This window comes from Sporosarcina sp. resist (assembly GCF_014302295.1).
GTDB classification, from domain to species: Bacteria; Bacillota; Bacilli; order Bacillales_A; family Planococcaceae; genus Sporosarcina; species Sporosarcina psychrophila.
Map to the genome: position 1 here is coordinate 2,079,313 of NZ_CP060287.1, position 17,424 is coordinate 2,096,736.

The following is a 17,424-nucleotide window of genomic DNA, read 5'->3' on the forward strand; positions in this document are numbered from 1 at the left end:
CTTTCAATTAATTGTATATTATCCAAAATGTAGCTTTTAACCAGAAAAAGTAATAAGGTGAATACTTTTTTGTAGATAGTTAATTAAGCTATTCCAAGAATCAAAAACGGTCATATAAGATTTCAGTGTTTTTGTTTTTAAACATACTGTTATCTCTCTTTTTTCGTAATTTTTCGCTTAAAATTTATAGCTAGAGTTAGATAGCGATTAATCTTTTGGTACTAACAGTATAGAGTAAATGGACTTAATTATCGGTCTTAGAGTAATTAATATCAAATTTTTGTAACGTTAAATGAAAGATGATTTTTATTTATTGAAACTATTCAGTCACAATGAACGTACTAGTAGTAGAGAGATTTCTAATTTAAGTAATGTGTAGATCGATTGTACAAGGGACCTGTCAATTCTCCGACAGAAAAAAATACAGCTAATGCTTACTACATGACATATGGTGGTGCCGCTGGAGGTGTCAATCTATGGATAGAAATCACTTATAATGATGTGGATGATAAAATTGAGACAGTTTATTATAGTGATGCAAAAAGTTATTTTTCTATGGAGTGGAAGGATGAAAACACTTTATATATTATAAATGAAGAAATTAAGTATCCAAATTCAAATAGAAGTATTGAGTTGGAAATCGGCAAAGAAATTTATCACGAAAGTGGGTTAGTATGTCAAAGCTGATTAATGAAAGATCAGTATGAGACTTGCTATCAAAACTAACGACTCTTGTTTCGTGTAGGGGCAGGACTGTTGAACAAGAATGAAGAAACGAAAAATATAAAGGGGGGATTAGATATGATTGTTTTGCTTAATCTTGGCAGCTTAGTGCTTGGGCTAATTGCTTGGATACTCCCTGTTGTTAATCTGATGCGATATGAAAAGCAGAACCAAAAGAATTGGGTCCCTCTTACTATTATGAGCATCAGTGCTTGTGCTATTTCGCTATGTTTCCAGATTTTCTATAACTATCACTTGGTAAAGATTGAGGATTGGTCTGCTCTTATGGACACAACGGGTGCTGTGGCGTTCGTTGCGGCAGTTCTTCTCATCGTTACCATTCTATTAAATGTAATTACGCTGATTGTATATCGTGACCGAGCAGCGAAGTAGGATGTCAAATTCCAGTTTATAAGGTTGAAATAATTAATTCACACTTCTCTTATTAGGTATTTGGGATTGTGAAAAGGGGAGGGAATGTAATGCATTGGGTGATGTGGGTTTTCTGGGGTTCCATTGTAACTTTGCTTGTAGGTGTCTATCTTGTGGATTTTTTGACTGGGCGAAAATATGATTTTAAAGAACAGGAAAAGTCAGTGAATCAGAACTCAGCGGTAGCCGGTTCTCTACGAGAAGTGGGGCGGCATGACCAGCAAAATGGACCGTTTTAATAAGAGGAAAGTTGAAGGGGGGAGTCTTAAATTAAAAGATTTTTATTTTATTTCGTTTCCGTAGTAGTTATGGGATTTATTTTTTATCTAGGAATGGATTATAAAGTGCGATTAAGAGAAGAGTCGGCAACAACATTTAATATAATGCCTTATTTAATTTTTATAACTATTTTTCCTGTTTTTATTGGATTTTTTTTACGATTCCCTAAATTAATTATAGAGATAAAAGAAAAAAAGCAATGGTCGTTTGATTGGATTAAGGTTGTTGCAATTGGAATTCCGTCTCTTTATATAGCAATGATACCTATTCTGTCTATTTATTTCGGGTTGAATTTGTTATTCGCAAAAGAGTTTCTGCTATTAGGAGATACTACATTCACGTCAACAGCTGGGATTGTATTTGGTTATGTTTTGTTAGACAGCTTAAAAAAATAACAATTCCTCAACTAAAAATGCGGCACTACTCATTTTGGGTAAACTAGGTGGTATACCTCTCCCAGATAACGAACAAATCTAGCGAAGGAGCGACAAGCGTGAGGCCGTCACCAAAAGAAGAAGCATAGTTGGAAAAAAACCCATTCGTTAAGTACAGATTATATAACTGGGTGCGTTTCTACAAAAAAGTAGAGGCGCATTTTTTGTAACTGGCAATTTAGATGGGAATAAGTGAAAAATTACACTTTTGACTGTTTCCCTTCTGTGTAAGAAGAATACAGAAATGAGCAAGAAGACTGTATTATGGAAATCATATTCAAGAAAAATAGGCAGTCTGTTCTCTATTAGATTGTAGAGAATAGACTGCCTATTTGGGGGTTTATATGGGTCTTATATCGCTTGGGAAATTCATTTAGGGTGGGGTTTTAGATATTCCAGTCACTTCTTTTTCCGAAATTCTTTCAACCTATCATAAATTGCAGCCATCTTTTTTTCTTCTCCTGCTATAACCGGCTTGTAAAACTCCGAGTTTTTTAATTTATCGGGTAAATACTGCTGGTTAGTCCAGCCTCCGAAGGAACCGAGTGGTGTGTCATGCGGGTATTTGTAGCCGACGTGACCGAGCTTCGCCGCACCGGCATAATGTGCGTCCCGTAAATGCAATGGAATATCTCCGGTTTTGCCCTCGTTAATCGCTTTTACAGCCGCATCGAATGCTTTATAAGCTGAATTCGACTTAGAGGCCAGGCACATTTCGATAACAGCGTTTGCGAGTGGGATACGCGCTTCCGGCATGCCGAGCTTCACCGCTGCGTCTGTCGCCGCTAATACGTGTGGTCCAACCTCTGGTGAAGCTAATCCGACATCTTCGTAGGCCATCACAAGCAAGCGTCTATTGACGGCTACTAAATCGCCAGTCTCGAGAAGATTTGCAAGATAATAAATAGCGGCATTAACGTCACTACCACGGACTGATTTTTGAAGTGCTGACAATAAATTATAAAAGTGTGAACCTTTTTTATCCCCAAATAACCCGATACGTCCAAGCAGATTTTCAAGTAGCCAGTCTTCGATGATTATTTTTTCATCGACTTCATCGCTTGCGGAAACGGCAGACTCAAGAACAGTTAACGCTTTTCGTGCATCACCGTTAACACCTTCCGCAATCAATGTAAGCTGCTCATCAGTTATGGTAATCGGCATTTTTCCAAGCCCGCGTTCTTCATCTGCCATCGCCTTTTGAAGCACTTCCATTAGGTCTATTGGCTCTAATCTGGATAATTGTCGGATTTCACCACATCTGGAACGTATGGCGGGATTGACGTCGTGGTATGGATTTTCAGTTGTTGCTCCTATTAAGACGATTGCTCCACTTTCGACGTGTGGCAGTAATGTATCTTGCTGTAATTTATTGAAACGATGAATTTCATCTAAGAATAGTAGAACTTTCCCTGTAATGCGTGATTCTGCTACAACGTCTTCGACATCTTTCTTCCCTGAAACTGTTGCATTCATGGCGATGAAAGGCAGATTGCTAGTACCTGCAATTGCATGGGCGAGTGACGTTTTACCGATTCCGGGTTCCCCGTACAACAACATAGATGGAACATGACCGTTTTTTATCATCCGGTAAAGTGCCGTCTTTTCACCAATAATATCCTTTTGTCCAGCAATTTCATCTATAGTTCTTGGGCGCATGCGAAACGCCAATGGCTCATTTTGCAACTTATTCACTCCTTACCTAGTACATCCGTTCCTCTATTATACACGTTAGACAACCGTAAATCATTTTAAGGAAGCTTGAGGGTCAGTTATGCTATAATATTTTGAAGCAATCGTAAAAGGACGGGATAGATATGAAGATTTCTACAAAAGGTAGATATGGATTAACAATAGTTGTTGAACTTGGCTCTAAATTCGGGGAAGGTCCAGTACCGCTACGGAAAATTGCGGAAGAACAGAAGTTGTCTGAAGCATATCTGGAGCAACTTATTCCCCCGCTTCGTAACAGTGGAATTGTGAAAAGTGTTCGCGGCGCTTATGGCGGATATATGCTGGCTAAGCCACCGACGGAAATTACTGCGGGAGATGTTATCCGAATTCTTGAAGGACCCATCCAAGTTGTAGAGGGACTAGAGGGATCTGATATTCCGCAACAAGAACTTTGGAAACGGATTGGCGAGGCGGTACGCAGTGTCCTCGATACAACTACGATTGAAGACTTGATGAAGTCGGGTGAAAAAGATGAGCGCGATAGTTATATGTTTTACATTTAAAGGAGTCTTATTATGACTAAAATTTATCTTGACCATGCGGCGACGACACCGGTTCATCCGGCAGTAAGCGCTACTTATATAGAAACACTTGAATCTGTTTTCGGTAACCCTTCCAGTATCCATAGTTTTGGAAGAGAAGCACGGAAATGGCTAGATGACGCACGGAAAACGCTAGCGCAGTCAATCCACGCAGAACCGTCGGAAATCATTTTCACTTCGGGCGGTACGGAAGCGGACAACACCGCGGTTTTTGGGACTGTTATGGCGATGAAGGTCAAAGGGAACCATATTATCACGACGAATATTGAGCATCACGCTGTATTAAATCCATGTAAACAACTAGAACTGCTAGGTTTCGAAGTAACTTACTTAGAAGTCGATGACAATGGACAAATAACTGTGGAACAAGTGCAAAAAGCACTGACAGACAAAACGGTTCTTATCTCGATTATGTATGGCAATAATGAAGTGGGTACCATTCAGCCGATTCGTGAAATTGGGGCATTGCTGAAGGAACACCAAGCCGTTTTCCATACGGACGCTGTTCAAGCTTATGGAATCGTTCCACTTCATGTGGATGAACTCGGCGTTGATTTGTTTTCAGTTTCAGCTCATAAATTGAATGGTCCAAAAGGAATCGGTTTCCTTTATCAGCGTAAAGGACTTGATACAACACCAGTTCTTTTCGGGGGCGAACAGGAACGCAAACGACGCGCAGGAACCGAAAATATTCCAGCGATTGTTGCTTTTTCTGAAGCAGTATTAATTGCACAACAGGCGATGGAACAAAATACTGTGAATTATTCTAACTACGCAACCATTATGACTGACGTATTTAACCAACAAGATGTCACTTACGAAATGAATGTAAAAAGTGCGGAAAAACTGCCGCATATAATGAATGTCAGCTTCCCTGGGACAGATATTGAATCGCTCCTAGTGAATCTCGATATGGCGGGGATTGCCGTGTCTAGCGGATCTGCATGCACTGCGGGTTCACTTGATCCGTCGCATGTCTTGACTGCTATGTTTGGTAAAGGGTCTTCCAAATTACGAAATTCGGTCCGATTTAGTTTTGGTCTCGGTCTTACTGAGGAAACGATTAAGGAAGCAGCGCAACTAACGGCTGAAATCGTCAAACGGTCTGTGAAATGAAAATATAAAGGATGAAAAATAGAATGAAAACAACTAAATCACCAGCAGAAACACGCGTTGTTGTCGGTATGTCGGGCGGCGTAGATTCGTCTGTTGCAGCACTATTGCTGAAAGAGCAAGGCTATGAAGTTATCGGTATTTTCATGAAAAACTGGGACGACACAGACGAATTCGGTGTCTGTACTGCAACGGAAGACTATGAAGATGTTATCAGTGTTTGTAATGATATCGGAATACCCTATTACGCGGTCAATTTCGAAAAACAATATTGGGATAAAGTATTTACGTATTTCCTTGAAGAATATAAAGCGGGTCGTACACCGAACCCCGATGTCATGTGTAATAAAGAAATCAAGTTCAAAGCGTTTCTTGAGCATGCAATGAGTCTAGGTGCAGACTATTTAGCAACGGGTCATTATGCACAAGTCGTAGAAGTAGAAGGCGGCGTATCAATGTTGCGCGGGAAAGATGCAAATAAAGATCAAACGTATTTCTTGAATCAATTGACACAAGATCAACTACAAAAAGTGATGTTCCCAATTGGCAATATGGAAAAAAGCGCTGTGCGTGAAAAAGCGGTTGAAGCTGGGCTTTCGACAGCGGCGAAAAAGGATTCCACGGGCATTTGTTTCATCGGAGAGCGGAATTTCAAGGAATTCCTTGGTCAATATCTTCCTGCTCAACCAGGAGATATGACGACGATGGAAGGCGAAACTGTAGGCCGTCATGATGGGCTTATGTACTATACGATTGGTCAACGTCACGGTCTTGGTATTGGCGGAGCTGGAGAACCATGGTTCGTTATTGGCAAAGACTTGAAGAAAAATATCCTTCTCGTTGGTCAAAACTTTGATAACGATGCACTTTATTCCGATAGTTTGACAGCAATTGACGTCAGTTTTTCGACTGTACGTGAACTTCCGAAAAAATTCAGTTGTACAGCGAAATTCCGCTACCGTCAACCGGATACCAACGTCACAGTTGAACTAACTGAAGACGGAAGTGCAATCGTCCACTTTGCACAACCAGTGCGTGCAATCACACCTGGACAGGCCGTCGTTTTCTATGATGGAGACGAATGTCTCGGCGGGGGAACAATCGATACAGTTATCAAAAACGGTAAACAACTTGATTATGTTGGATAAGGGGAAGTTAACTATGGAATACAATGAAATTGGAATCGCCGCACTACAAAATGGCGAATATGAAAAAGCAGTCGAATCATTTATGCAAGGGGTCGAAAAGGACCCGGAAAATGCAGTCGGTTATATCAATTTAGGGAATGTTTTCGCTTCACTTGGAGATGCTGAAAGAGCAGAACCATTTTTCCAAAAAGCGATTACACTTGATGCTGAAGCAGGCACAGCGTTTTATGGTCTTGCCAATCTTTATTACAATAAAGATCGTTTTGAAGAAGCAGCAAAATTATATGAAAAGGCAGTCCGCAAAGGTGTCGAAGAGGCGGACGCTTATTTCATGCTCGGGAAAAGTCTCGAACGTTCGAGTAATGAGAAATTAGCGTTGCCTTATTTACAGCGAGCGACAGAACTGGCACCTGAGGATCTTGAAATTCGGTTATCTTATGGGATTGTTCTTGCCAATTTGGAGCTATTTAAAGAAGCCGGGAATGAATTCCGTTTTATCATCGAACAGGACGAAGCAAGTGCCGATGCTCATTATAACCTCGGTTTCTTATATGCAGTGTCAACAGAAGAGAAACAAGATGCGCTTAATCATCTTGAAAAAGCATTCACAATCGATCCAGAACATGTTCAAGCACGCTATATATATGACATGATCAAGTTGGGTGAAGAAGGAAAATAAGAAGGGGTGGCGGTGATGGAAGGGAACAACATGGCGGGAAATACGGATGAAGTTTTTTTGATTGGACGACCAGTCGTGACAATCTTCCATAACCCCGACAGCCTTTTTACGATCGCGAAATTAAAAGTTCGTGAAACGAATAGTGGGAATGAAGATAAAGAAATCATCGTTAAAGGCAGTTTTCCACAACTGAATCCTGAAGATGACTATAAATTTACAGGTAAGCTTGTTAATCATCCGACATACGGTGCGCAGTTTGATGTGCATACCTTTGCGAAAGAGATGCCGGCAACAGAAACGGGACTGGTCCATTATCTGTCAGGTGATTTGTTTCCGGGCATCGGGATGAAGACAGCACAAACAATTGTTAAAAAGTTAGGCAAGGATGCTATTAAAAAGATACTTGACGATCCGTCTGTTCTTGGTACTATTCCGAAACTAGCGGATGATAAAAAAGAGACATTGATTTCCGTTTTGGAGCAGAATATGGGACTTGAGCGGACAATTATCCAATTGAATGAATGGGGATTCGGACCGCAAATCGCTATGCGCATTTATCAGAAGTATCGTGAAGAATCGGTTTCATTGCTGTCTGAAAATCCATATCGACTTATTGAAGAAATTGAAGGGGTAGGTTTTCAGCGTGCGGACGAACTCGGCAAAAACCTAGGCATTACAGGAAACCACCCTTCAAGAATCAAGGCAGCCATCCTTCATTCGATGAACCAAGCAGTGCAATCAGCGGGGCATGTATACGTTGAAGCGGAAGCCATTTTGCCAGACGTCAAACGCCTGCTTGAAATGAGTCAGCGCATTGATATTCCATTTTCAGATATTTCCCAGGCAATTATTGTGCTTGTTGAGGAAGGCAAGCTATCTGCTGAAGAACGTAGATTATACATACCGTCCCTCTACTTTTCAGAAATCGGTATCGCTGCGAAGCTTGAGCGCATTATGGAAAATGACACAGCGGATCAATTTCCTGTGTCTGAAATAAGAAAAGCGGTCGGGGAAGTTGAAGAGCGGCTAGGTGTTAATTATGCAGAAACACAAGTTGCAGCGATTGAAACAGCCCTTCATTCGCCATTAATGATATTAACGGGCGGTCCTGGAACCGGGAAAACGACTGTTATTCGTGGTTTTGTCGAAGTGTATGCAGAACTTCATGGATTGTCGCTCGACCCGAAAGAGTATGCCAAAAAGAAAGAACCATTTCCGATTGTATTAGCGGCGCCTACTGGGCGTGCAGCTAAGCGTATGTCGGAATCGACTGGATTACCTGCGATGACAATTCACCGTTTGCTTGGATTCAACGGGCAGGAAAAGGATGAAGAGACTGAGCGGGAAGTTGAAGGGCGTCTCATTATCATTGATGAAATGTCGATGGTCGATACATGGCTTGCCCATCAGTTACTAAAGGCACTTGCCAATGATGTACAACTGTTATTCGTTGGTGACCAAGACCAGCTGCCGCCTGTAGGACCCGGTCAAGTACTTCGGGATATGCTAGACTCTGGGAAAGTTCCTATCATTGAGTTGACTGAAGTATTTCGGCAAAGTGAAGGTTCGTCGATTATTGAAATGGCTCATATGATTAAACGGTCAGAATGGACAGATGACATAACGAAGAAAACATCGGATCGTTCATTTATCAAAGCGGGTAGCGATCGAATTCTCGAAGTCGTCGAACAAGTCGTGAAAAATGCCATTACCAAAGGTCACCGCATTAAAGACATCCAAGTTCTTGCGCCGATGTATAGAGGACCGGCGGGTATTGATGGTTTAAACAAAATGATTCAGGAAATGGTCAATCCACCAGGACCAAAACGCAAAGAAGTGGTTTTTGGCGAAGCGATTTACCGAATTGGTGATAAAGTGCTTCAGCTTGTCAACCAACCCGAGAGTAATGTTTTTAACGGAGATATGGGTGAAGTCATTGCGATTATCAAAGCGAAAGAAACAATTGATAAAAAAGAACTACTAGTTGTTTCGTACGATGGAATTGAAGTTACCTATGAACGCAATGATCTTAACCAGCTGACACTTGCTTATTGCTGTTCAATCCATAAATCCCAGGGCAGCGAATTCCCAATCGTCATTATGCCAATCGTCCGCGGTCATCGTAAAATGTTGCGTCGTAATTTACTGTATACCGGCATCACTCGTGCAAAAAACTTCCTTATCCTCTGTGGTGAGCCTGAAGAGTTCAGGGCAGGTATAGCACGAACTGACGAATTGGAGAGGCAGACGACATTAAAAGAACGGTTAAACGGCGATGTCGTTGAACTGGTAGCTATGGAGTCTCCTGATCCTGAGCGTGCAAAGGTTTCTAATGAGGCGCATGTGAGTTCAGAGGATTCCCAACCTGTCATTTTCTCACTTACGATGGAAACTTTCCTATCAATCGATCCGCTGATTGGCATGAAAGGGGTAACGCCTTATGAATTTCTTGAAGTTTCAGATTGACAACAAGGCGGAACTTTTCTATAATCCAATTACAAATGTTATTCATATGTAATACGTTGACGGAGAAAGTAGACAAGTTTACTCGTCCAGAAAGGAGCCCCTTGGCTGAAAGGGCTCTCGAGCGAAAATGTTGAAAAGCTACTCCCGAGTGCAGCTCATCACTGCCGTCCGCCGCGTTAAGGCAACCAGAGATGCCGGATTCAATTCGTCCGGTAATTAGGGTGGTACCGCGAGACTAACATCTTCGTCCCTTGCATTAGGGGCGGGGATTTTTTTGTGCTCACAGGACGCGGGTATGCAGCCTTTGCGACAGGACGTCGCGCACTTAGGCTGCATTCCTTCAGCGGTTTGCAATTATATCCCGACGTCGCGCTTGGAAATCAGGAGTTGCCGTTACGTTTCGAAAGTTGCCATTAGAGCCTCCAAGTTGACATTACGATTCGAAAGTTGCAATAAGAGGCCCACACCCGATATCCACATGTTTTCAATTTAAAAGGAGGATTCATTCATGAAAAAACTAACAACGTCACAAATACGTAACATGTTTTTGGACTACTTCAAGGAACAGGGGCATAGTGTTGAACCATCTGCACCGCTTGTACCAATCGATGATGCATCACTTCTTTGGATTAACAGCGGCGTTGCAACAATGAAAAAGTATTTCGATGGTCGTGTTGTTCCAACTAATCCGCGTATCGTCAATGCACAAAAGTCAATCCGTACAAACGATATTGAAAATGTCGGGAAAACAGCTCGCCATCATACATTTTTTGAAATGCTTGGGAACTTCTCAATAGGTGATTATTTCAAGGAAGGAGCAATTGTTCAGGCATGGGAATTTTTAACGGATGAAAAATGGATCGGTTTTGACCCTGAGCTGCTATCCATCACAATCCATCCTGAAGACGAAGAGGCATATGGAATCTGGCGTGACAAAGTAGGGATTGCAGAAGATCGTATCATCCGTCTTGAAGGAAACTTCTGGGACATCGGGGAAGGACCGAGTGGTCCGAACTCAGAAATCTTCTACGATCGCGGACCGGCATACGGCGACGATTTCTCTGATCCTGAATTATATCCAGGCGGAGAAAATGAACGTTATCTAGAAATTTGGAACCTTGTATTCTCGGAATTTAACCATAATCCGGATAATACATACACCCCACTTCCGAAAAAGAACATTGATACAGGAATGGGACTCGAACGGATGGCATCAGTTATCCAAAACGTTCCGACAAACTTTGATACAGATCTATTCATGCCTATCATGAATGCTATTGAAAACTTTACCGAAGAGAGATACGGTACAGATGAACAAAAAGATACTGCATTTAAAGTGATTGCAGACCATATCCGTACAGTGGCTTTTGCAATCGGTGATGGAGCACTTCCGTCCAATGAAGGTCGCGGTTATGTGCTTAGAAGATTGCTACGCAGAGCTGTTCGTTTTGCGAAACAGCTGGGCATCAACAAGCCGTTTATGTTTGAACTTGTACCAGTTGTAGGAGAAATCATGCAAGACTTCTATCCTGAAGTGACTGACAAGAAAGAGTTCATCATGAAAGTTATTAAAAATGAAGAGGAACGCTTCCATGAAACATTAACGGATGGAATGACAATCCTTTCTGGCGTGATCGAAACTGCAAAATCATCGGGAACTTCTATCGTTCCAGGAGCTATCGCATTCCGTCTCTATGACACATATGGCTTCCCATTCGAGTTGACAGAAGAATTTGCTGAAGAAGCAGGGGTTACGGTTGACCGGGCTGGGTTCGATTCGGAAATGGACAGCCAACGTAAGCGTGCGCGTGCAGCTCGTCAAGACGTCGATTCAATGCATGTTCAGTCGGGTGTACTTGGTGAAATTCATGATTCAAGCGAATTCATTGGGTACAATCAACTGCAATGTGATGCAACAGTTGTCGCGCTCTTACTCGAAGGAACATTAGTTGACACTGCATCAGAAGGTGATGAAATTCAATTCATCTTGGATCGTACTCCGTTCTACGCGGATAGTGGCGGACAAGTAGCGGACAAAGGAACAATTAGCAGCGCAACATTTGTTGCGGATATTAAAGATGTACAAAAAGCTCCAAACGGTCAAAACTTGCATACGGCAATCATTCGTTCGGGTGAAATGCATAAAGGTGCAGCCGTTCAAGCAGAAGTAAATCAAGCAGCTAGAAAACTAACGGTTCGAAATCACACGGCAACGCATCTTCTTCACAAAGCATTGAAAGAAGTACTTGGAGAACACGTTAACCAGGCAGGTTCCTACGTCGGTCCTGACCGTTTGCGTTTTGACTTCTCGCATTTTGGTCAAGTGACGAAAGAAGAACTTGAGAAAATTGAGCAGATTGTCAATCAAAAAATCTGGGAAGACATCGCTGTAGATATTGCAGAAAGACCGATTGACGAAGCCAAAAAACTTGGTGCAATGGCACTCTTCGGTGAAAAGTATGGCAAAGTGGTTCGCGTTGTTTCAGTTGGGAATTACTCATTGGAACTTTGCGGTGGATGTCACGTCGCTTCAACGTCTGTCATCGGTTTGTTCAAACTTGTATCTGAAAGTGGAATCGGTGCAGGCACACGACGCATTGAAGCACTTACGGGGCAGCAAGCCTACCGTTCATTCAAAGATGAAGAGGAAGTGCTCGTTAACGCTGCAAGCCTTTTAAAATCGAATCCAAAAGACGTTGTGACGAAGATCGCATCAGTGTTAGCTGAAATGAAAGAACTTCAACGTGAAAATGAATCACTATCTGCTAAACTCGGAAACAGTCAATTGGCGGACATTATGGCATCTGCTCAGCAAATCAATGACGTGACAGTGATCTCTGCACGTGTTGATGTGAAAGATAATAATGGACTTCGTCAGATGATGGACGAAATGAAACAGAAGTTATCAAAAGGAGTCATTGTCCTAGGTGCAGCGGCAGACGGTAAAGTGATGCTGGTTTCAGGCGTGACAGAAGATTTGAAATCAGGGAACTATCATGCTGGGAAAATCGTCAATCATGTAGCTACACAGTGCGATGGAAAAGGCGGCGGTCGCCCGGATATGGCAATGGCAGGTGCGAAAGATGTGTCTAAACTTGATGATGCCCTTCAATCCGTGTATGATTATGTCAAATCTGTTTAACTGGTGAATCAAATCGGGTATAATTAGAAATGTAATTATATCCGATTCATAAAACGGATGATCTGAAAGCGGGGTGTCGATTATGGAGTCATACGATAAGACGATGAAATTTAACTTTCCTGAAGAGTCAATGGAGCAAGAAGTGAAGCAGGTTATGCTTCATGTGCACAAGGCACTTGACGAAAAGGGCTACAGTCCAATTAATCAGATTGTAGGTTATCTTCTTTCGGGCGATCCAGCTTATATACCACGTCATGACGATGCACGTAACTTAATCCGAAAGTTGGAACGGGATGAGATCCTAGAAGAACTTGTGAAGTTTTACGTTCGTGAAAACGGAGGGAAAACAGAGTGAGGACAATGGGGTTGGATGTTGGATCCAAAACGGTTGGCATCGCGATCAGTGATGCGCTTGGGTGGACTGCCCAAGGCATTGAAACAGTAAAGGTCGATGAAGGTGCTGGCCAGTTTGGCATGGAAAGAATCCAGGAACTCGTGAAAGAATACGAAGTGAGCGGATTTGTGGTAGGATTCCCTAAGAACATGAATAATACAGTCGGACCAAGAGCGGTAGCATCTCAAGATTATGCTGAGCTTTTGAAACAAACATTCGGCTTTCCTGTTGCATTATGGGACGAGCGATTGACGACGATGGCAGCGGAACGCGTGCTAATCGATGCAGATGTTAGTCGTAAGAAAAGAAAGACTGTTATCGATAAGATGGCAGCAATCATGATACTCCAAGGGTATCTTGATTCAAAAAATAGATGAGGTGATCGTAATGGAACACGGACAAGAAACAATGACGATTGTAGATGAAAACGGCGAGGAACACGTATGTGAAGTAATCTTTACATTTGATTCAGAGGAATTCGGTAAATCATACGTTCTTTATCATGTACTTGGTGAAGAAGATACGGATGACGACGAAGAAGTCGAAATCCATGCATCTGCATTTGTACCTTCTGAAGACAATGAAGATGGCGAATTGATGCCTATCGAAGACGACGCAGAGTGGGAAATGATTGAAGAAATGTTGAACACGTTCCTTGCAGAAGAGGACGAAGAAGACGAAGAGTAAACTATATGTGCACGGACGGGACGGTGCGGTACAGGCCGTTCCGTTTTTTCATTGAGAGATGAGAAAGAGTAGGTCAGAACCTTGAGCAATGTCTTGACTCGAGCGCCTAGCCCCTCGAGTCGCTTCAGTCCTTAAGGCCCTCCGACATACAGGACGTACTAGTGTCGACGTTGCCACAGAACATCGCGAATTTAGTCGGTCTGCGCTTTTTCTTAGTGTCTAGGCTTCAGGCGCCAGCCGCTCGGGTCATAAGCAATCCAGTTATGTGGCAAAGAGCGCCACGTCGCTGGATCGACTTATGCCCGTCGCGGGCCTACAGGATGTAGGTCATGCAGCTGTTGCCATAGGAAGTGGCGCATTTAAGCTGCGTTCCCTATAGGTAGGCGCCTTGCGCTTTTCTTATTATGCTTCGAACGAAAGAGGTGGATTACGCATGGATGATGGTTCGAAAAAAGATATCATGTTCGAGCGAATGCGTGAAAAGAAGAAAGAAGTGAAAATCGTTAGAAGGATTGTGCTAGTAATCGTACTTGTTCTAGTGCTTATTGGCTTAATTGGTGGCCGTTACGTCTATAAATACATAACAGGGGCCCTTCAACCCATGGACCCGGATTCCGAAAAAGTCATTGAAGTAGAAATTCCTATCGGGTCTGGTGTAGACACTATTGCAACGAAACTTGAAGAAAATGGGATTGTTAAAGATGCTCGTCTGTTCAAATATTACGTGAAGTTCAATAACAATTCTCAGTTTCAAGCAGGGACGTATGGCTTAACGAAATCGATGACGCTTGACGAAATCATCGAAAGTTTAAAAACAGGAAAAGTTTATAGAGAACCAGTCTTTACAATGACTGTTCCAGAAGGACTGACATTGAAACAAATTGCTAAAATTGTCGAAAAAAGTACAGGGATTTCAGAGAAAGAATTCCTTGCTTATGTAAATGACGAAGCAACCGTCAATATGTTGATGGGGAAATATTCGAAAATCTTGACAGAAGATATTAAAGCAGAAAACGTTAAATATCCGTTGGAAGGTTATTTATTCCCAGCAACTTATCCGTTTTTTGAAGAAAAACCATCTCTTGAAACAATAGTCAATTCGATGATTCAGGGGACTGCGCTAAATGTAACGCCTTATCTCGATTATCTGCAAAGCAATGATAAATCAGTTCATTGGTTGTTGACATTCGCATCGCTGCTTGAAGAAGAGGCGACGGCCCAATCAGATAGAGAAACGATTGCCAGTGTATTTTACAATCGCTTGGAGATAGATATGCCGCTTCAAACGGATCCAACAGTCCTTTACGCACTAGGTGAGCACAAAGATAGAGTACTTTATTCAGATCTTGAAATAGAAGATCCCTATAATACGTATGTCGTCAAAGGATTGCCGCCTGGACCGATTGCGGGAGCAGGAAGGTCTTCAATCGAAGCAGTTATAGACCCTTCTAAAACGAACTATCTATTTTTCTTAGCTGATAAGAAAGGTGTCAATCATTTTACGGATTCTTATGATCAGCATTTGAAAAACCGGACACTTTATTTATCAGGGGATTGACGGTCTTGAACTGGAGATGAACGCAATGGATAACTATAAGACATATCTTGCAAGTTTTGTGAAAGAAAGAGATACACTCATTGTTGAGATAGAACAATATGCGAAAGAACATCATGTTCCAATCATGGATAATGAGGGTATCGACTTATTTATTAGCCTATTAAGAATTCAAAATCCGGAACGTATCCTTGAAATTGGTAGTGCAATCGGCTATTCGGCGATACGAATTGCTGGGGCACTACCTAAGGCTTCTATTGTGACTATTGAAAGAGATACTGATCGGTATTTGAAAGCGGTTGACTACATCACGCGGAGTGGTTTTGAACAAAGGATTGCTATTATTGAAGCGGACGCGCTGTTAACTGACAGTGCTGAAATTTTCGATAAGACTTACGATGCGCTTTTCATTGATGCTGCTAAAGGGCAATATAAACGATTCTTTGAAAAATATGCGTCTAGCCTCAAAGCCGGGGGCGTTATTTATTGCGATAATATGTTCATGCATGGTATAGTGCTGCTCGAAGATAAGGATATCCCGAGGCGAAATCGCACAATGATACGCAACTTGAAAGAGTTCACTGAATGGGTTATGAATAATCCTGAGTACGAAACGTCTTTGCTTCCGGTTGGAGACGGGCTTTTAATTGCGGTAAAAAAATAAAAAGACATTAATGTGGATATCCTAGAATAACGGGATATTCTGATGCGTAAAGGGAGTTTGAAATGAAATCTAGAAAACCTCTCGTCATCGGTATTGCAGGTGGCTCAGGATCGGGTAAAACAAGTGTTACCAATTCAATCTACGATGTGTTTAAAGAGCATTCTGTGGTTGTTATCGAACAGGATTATTATTATAAAGACCAGTCTCACTTGGAATTTGAGGAACGGTTGAAAACGAATTATGACCATCCGCTGGCGTTCGATACAGATCTACTAATTCATCATGTTGAAACCCTTATTGACCGAAAGCTCGTAGAAAAACCCGTGTATAATTATACATTACACACGCGGTCTGAAGAGACGATTATTATCGAACCGAAAGATGTCATTATCCTGGAAGGGATTTTGGTTCTTGAGGACGCGAGGTTACGTGATCTAATGGATATCAAATTATTTGTCGATACAGACGGGGATTTGCGTATCATTCGTCGTATTATGCGTGACATTAATGAGCGGGGTAGAACAATTGATTCGGTCATCGAGCAATATTTGTCTGTTGTACGCCCAATGCACAATCAATTCATCGAACCAACGAAAAGGTATGCCGATATTATTATTCCAGAAGGCGGTCATAATGAAGTCGCAATCGACCTAATGGTTACGAAAATAAAAACAATTCTTGAATCTGGAACAGAATTGTAATATGATAATGACAGAATTCTATACAGATTTAGCACTATGTCGCATACCTGTCGTAGGAGCGGCATAGTATTTTTATGAACAGGAATATTAGGGAGTGGTGTGTGTAATGATTACAGAAAAGAAATTTCCAATGACTGCATCAGGTAAACAAAAGCTTGAAGAAGAGCTAGACTTTCTAAAATCAGTTAAACGAAAAGAAGTTGTCGAGCGCATAAAAATCGCGCGTAGTCACGGGGATCTTTCGGAAAACTCGGAATACGATTCCGCGAAAGAAGATCAAGGTTTCCTTGAAGGTAAAATTGCTTCTATTGAGTCGATGATCCGCAATGCGGTAATCATCACAGCAGACGAACTAAATACTGACGAAGTACGCCTTGGGAAAACCGTCACATTTAAAGAACTGCCAGACGGAGATGAAGAGACGTATACGATTGTTGGTTCTGCAGAGGCGAATCCAATCGAAGGTCTTATTTCAAATGATTCACCGATTGCAAAAGGACTTATCGGTCGTTCTAAAGGTGATCAAGTAAAAATTATTACACCGGGTGGAGAAATGTCAGTTACAATTCTTGATATAAAATGATTTACTGATAGCCGCCCTCTATTGTGAGGGCGGTTTTCGTACTTTATGATTTACGATAAAAGTTGAATAAATGAATGCCTATAAATAAACTGAGAGAATGCACCTTAACAGGAGTAACCGAGGCCCTTAGGCTGATGCCATCCCCGAG

At 41.9% G+C, this 17,424-nt stretch carries 18 protein-coding genes; 17 read left to right on the plus strand and 1 reads right to left on the minus strand.

What is annotated here, in order from left to right; all coding sequences use genetic code 11:
• Positions 1-384: 384 nt before the first annotated feature.
• From H7992_RS10300 to H7992_RS10315, 4 genes are all read left to right on the plus strand, one after another.
• Entirely contained in the window at positions 385-687 is a 303-nt protein-coding gene (locus H7992_RS10300; protein ID WP_222618013.1) for a DUF5412 family protein, read from the plus strand.
• Positions 688-801: 114 nt separating this feature from the next.
• Complete coding sequence (locus H7992_RS10305; RefSeq protein WP_067208236.1) at positions 802-1,116, plus strand: hypothetical protein; 315 nt, start codon at positions 802-804, stop codon at positions 1,114-1,116.
• 89 nt (positions 1,117-1,205) lie between these two features.
• Positions 1,206-1,394 carry a hypothetical protein gene (locus H7992_RS10310; RefSeq protein ID WP_187047484.1) on the plus strand — a complete coding sequence of 63 codons (189 nt, stop codon included), beginning with the start codon at positions 1,206-1,208 and terminating at the stop codon, positions 1,392-1,394.
• A gap of 105 nt (positions 1,395-1,499) precedes the next feature.
• Complete coding sequence (locus H7992_RS10315) at positions 1,500-1,829, plus strand: hypothetical protein (RefSeq protein WP_231885796.1); 330 nt, start codon at positions 1,500-1,502, stop codon at positions 1,827-1,829.
• Positions 1,830-2,267: 438 nt separating this feature from the next.
• Here the strand turns inward: H7992_RS10315 and H7992_RS10320 are convergent, their stop codons facing one another.
• Positions 2,268-3,554 carry a replication-associated recombination protein A gene (locus tag H7992_RS10320; RefSeq protein ID WP_187047485.1) on the minus strand — a complete coding sequence of 429 codons (1,287 nt, stop codon included), beginning with the start codon at positions 3,552-3,554 and terminating at the stop codon, positions 2,268-2,270.
• Between the two features lie 131 nt (positions 3,555-3,685).
• Here H7992_RS10320 and cymR point away from each other — a divergent pair, with 131 nt between their 5' ends.
• The 13 genes from cymR (at position 3,686) to greA (ending at position 17,276) form a co-directional block, all read left to right on the plus strand.
• Entirely contained in the window at positions 3,686-4,105 is a 420-nt protein-coding gene (gene cymR, locus H7992_RS10325; RefSeq protein WP_067208248.1) for a cysteine metabolism transcriptional regulator CymR, read from the plus strand.
• Positions 4,106-4,117: 12 nt separating this feature from the next.
• A complete protein-coding gene (locus H7992_RS10330) occupies positions 4,118-5,260 on the plus strand; it encodes a cysteine desulfurase family protein (protein ID WP_187047486.1) in 1,143 nt (380 codons plus the stop codon).
• Between the two features lie 23 nt (positions 5,261-5,283).
• Positions 5,284-6,405: a tRNA 2-thiouridine(34) synthase MnmA gene (gene mnmA / locus H7992_RS10335; protein WP_067208253.1), complete on the plus strand. Its 1,122-nt coding sequence runs from the start codon at positions 5,284-5,286 to the stop codon at positions 6,403-6,405.
• A 13-nt stretch (positions 6,406-6,418) separates the two neighbouring features.
• Positions 6,419-7,084, plus strand: a complete 666-nt coding sequence (locus H7992_RS10340) for a tetratricopeptide repeat protein (protein ID WP_067208256.1) — start codon at positions 6,419-6,421, stop codon at positions 7,082-7,084.
• Positions 7,085-7,099: 15 nt separating this feature from the next.
• Positions 7,100-9,550, plus strand: a complete 2,451-nt coding sequence (locus H7992_RS10345; protein WP_187047487.1) for an SF1B family DNA helicase RecD2 — start codon at positions 7,100-7,102, stop codon at positions 9,548-9,550.
• Positions 9,551-10,058: 508 nt separating this feature from the next.
• Positions 10,059-12,692, plus strand: coding sequence for an alanine--tRNA ligase (gene alaS / locus H7992_RS10350; protein WP_187047488.1), 2,634 nt, complete (start codon positions 10,059-10,061; stop codon positions 12,690-12,692).
• 82 nt (positions 12,693-12,774) lie between these two features.
• On the plus strand, positions 12,775-13,047 hold the full coding sequence (locus tag H7992_RS10355; RefSeq protein ID WP_067208264.1) for an IreB family regulatory phosphoprotein: 273 nt from the start codon (positions 12,775-12,777) through the stop codon (positions 13,045-13,047).
• Entirely contained in the window at positions 13,044-13,463 is a 420-nt protein-coding gene (ruvX, locus tag H7992_RS10360; RefSeq protein ID WP_067208266.1) for a Holliday junction resolvase RuvX, read from the plus strand. The genes H7992_RS10355 and ruvX overlap by 4 nt, the downstream gene beginning before the upstream one ends.
• A gap of 10 nt (positions 13,464-13,473) precedes the next feature.
• Entirely contained in the window at positions 13,474-13,773 is a 300-nt protein-coding gene (locus tag H7992_RS10365; RefSeq protein WP_067208268.1) for a DUF1292 domain-containing protein, read from the plus strand.
• 433 nt (positions 13,774-14,206) lie between these two features.
• Positions 14,207-15,331, plus strand: a complete 1,125-nt coding sequence (gene mltG / locus H7992_RS10370; RefSeq protein ID WP_067208270.1) for an endolytic transglycosylase MltG — start codon at positions 14,207-14,209, stop codon at positions 15,329-15,331.
• Between the two features lie 25 nt (positions 15,332-15,356).
• A complete protein-coding gene (locus H7992_RS10375; protein ID WP_082786540.1) occupies positions 15,357-15,992 on the plus strand; it encodes an O-methyltransferase in 636 nt (211 codons plus the stop codon).
• Positions 15,993-16,054: 62 nt separating this feature from the next.
• Positions 16,055-16,693: a uridine kinase gene (gene udk, locus H7992_RS10380; protein WP_067208274.1), complete on the plus strand. Its 639-nt coding sequence runs from the start codon at positions 16,055-16,057 to the stop codon at positions 16,691-16,693.
• A 106-nt stretch (positions 16,694-16,799) separates the two neighbouring features.
• A complete protein-coding gene (gene greA, locus H7992_RS10385) occupies positions 16,800-17,276 on the plus strand; it encodes a transcription elongation factor GreA (RefSeq protein WP_067208276.1) in 477 nt (158 codons plus the stop codon).
• Positions 17,277-17,424 lie beyond the last annotated feature (148 nt).

What these genes read in the sequence shown, in the direction of transcription:
- H7992_RS10305 (WP_067208236.1), top strand. Translation starts at nt 802, where the DNA reads ATGATTGTTTTGCTTAATCTTGGCAGCTTAGTGCTTGGGCTAATTGCT.
- H7992_RS10310 (WP_187047484.1), top strand. Translation starts at nt 1,206, where the DNA reads ATGCATTGGGTGATGTGGGTTTTCTGGGGTTCCATTGTAACTTTGCTT.
- cymR (WP_067208248.1), top strand. Translation starts at nt 3,686, where the DNA reads ATGAAGATTTCTACAAAAGGTAGATATGGATTAACAATAGTTGTTGAA.
- H7992_RS10330 (WP_187047486.1), top strand. Translation starts at nt 4,118, where the DNA reads ATGACTAAAATTTATCTTGACCATGCGGCGACGACACCGGTTCATCCG.
- mnmA (WP_067208253.1), top strand. Translation starts at nt 5,284, where the DNA reads ATGAAAACAACTAAATCACCAGCAGAAACACGCGTTGTTGTCGGTATG.
- H7992_RS10340 (WP_067208256.1), top strand. Translation starts at nt 6,419, where the DNA reads ATGGAATACAATGAAATTGGAATCGCCGCACTACAAAATGGCGAATAT.
- H7992_RS10345 (WP_187047487.1), top strand. Translation starts at nt 7,100, where the DNA reads ATGGAAGGGAACAACATGGCGGGAAATACGGATGAAGTTTTTTTGATT.
- alaS (WP_187047488.1), top strand. Translation starts at nt 10,059, where the DNA reads ATGAAAAAACTAACAACGTCACAAATACGTAACATGTTTTTGGACTAC.
- H7992_RS10355 (WP_067208264.1), top strand. Translation starts at nt 12,775, where the DNA reads ATGGAGTCATACGATAAGACGATGAAATTTAACTTTCCTGAAGAGTCA.
- H7992_RS10365 (WP_067208268.1), top strand. Translation starts at nt 13,474, where the DNA reads ATGGAACACGGACAAGAAACAATGACGATTGTAGATGAAAACGGCGAG.
- mltG (WP_067208270.1), top strand. Translation starts at nt 14,207, where the DNA reads ATGGATGATGGTTCGAAAAAAGATATCATGTTCGAGCGAATGCGTGAA.
- H7992_RS10375 (WP_082786540.1), top strand. Translation starts at nt 15,357, where the DNA reads ATGGATAACTATAAGACATATCTTGCAAGTTTTGTGAAAGAAAGAGAT.
- udk (WP_067208274.1), top strand. Translation starts at nt 16,055, where the DNA reads ATGAAATCTAGAAAACCTCTCGTCATCGGTATTGCAGGTGGCTCAGGA.
- greA (WP_067208276.1), top strand. Translation starts at nt 16,800, where the DNA reads ATGATTACAGAAAAGAAATTTCCAATGACTGCATCAGGTAAACAAAAG.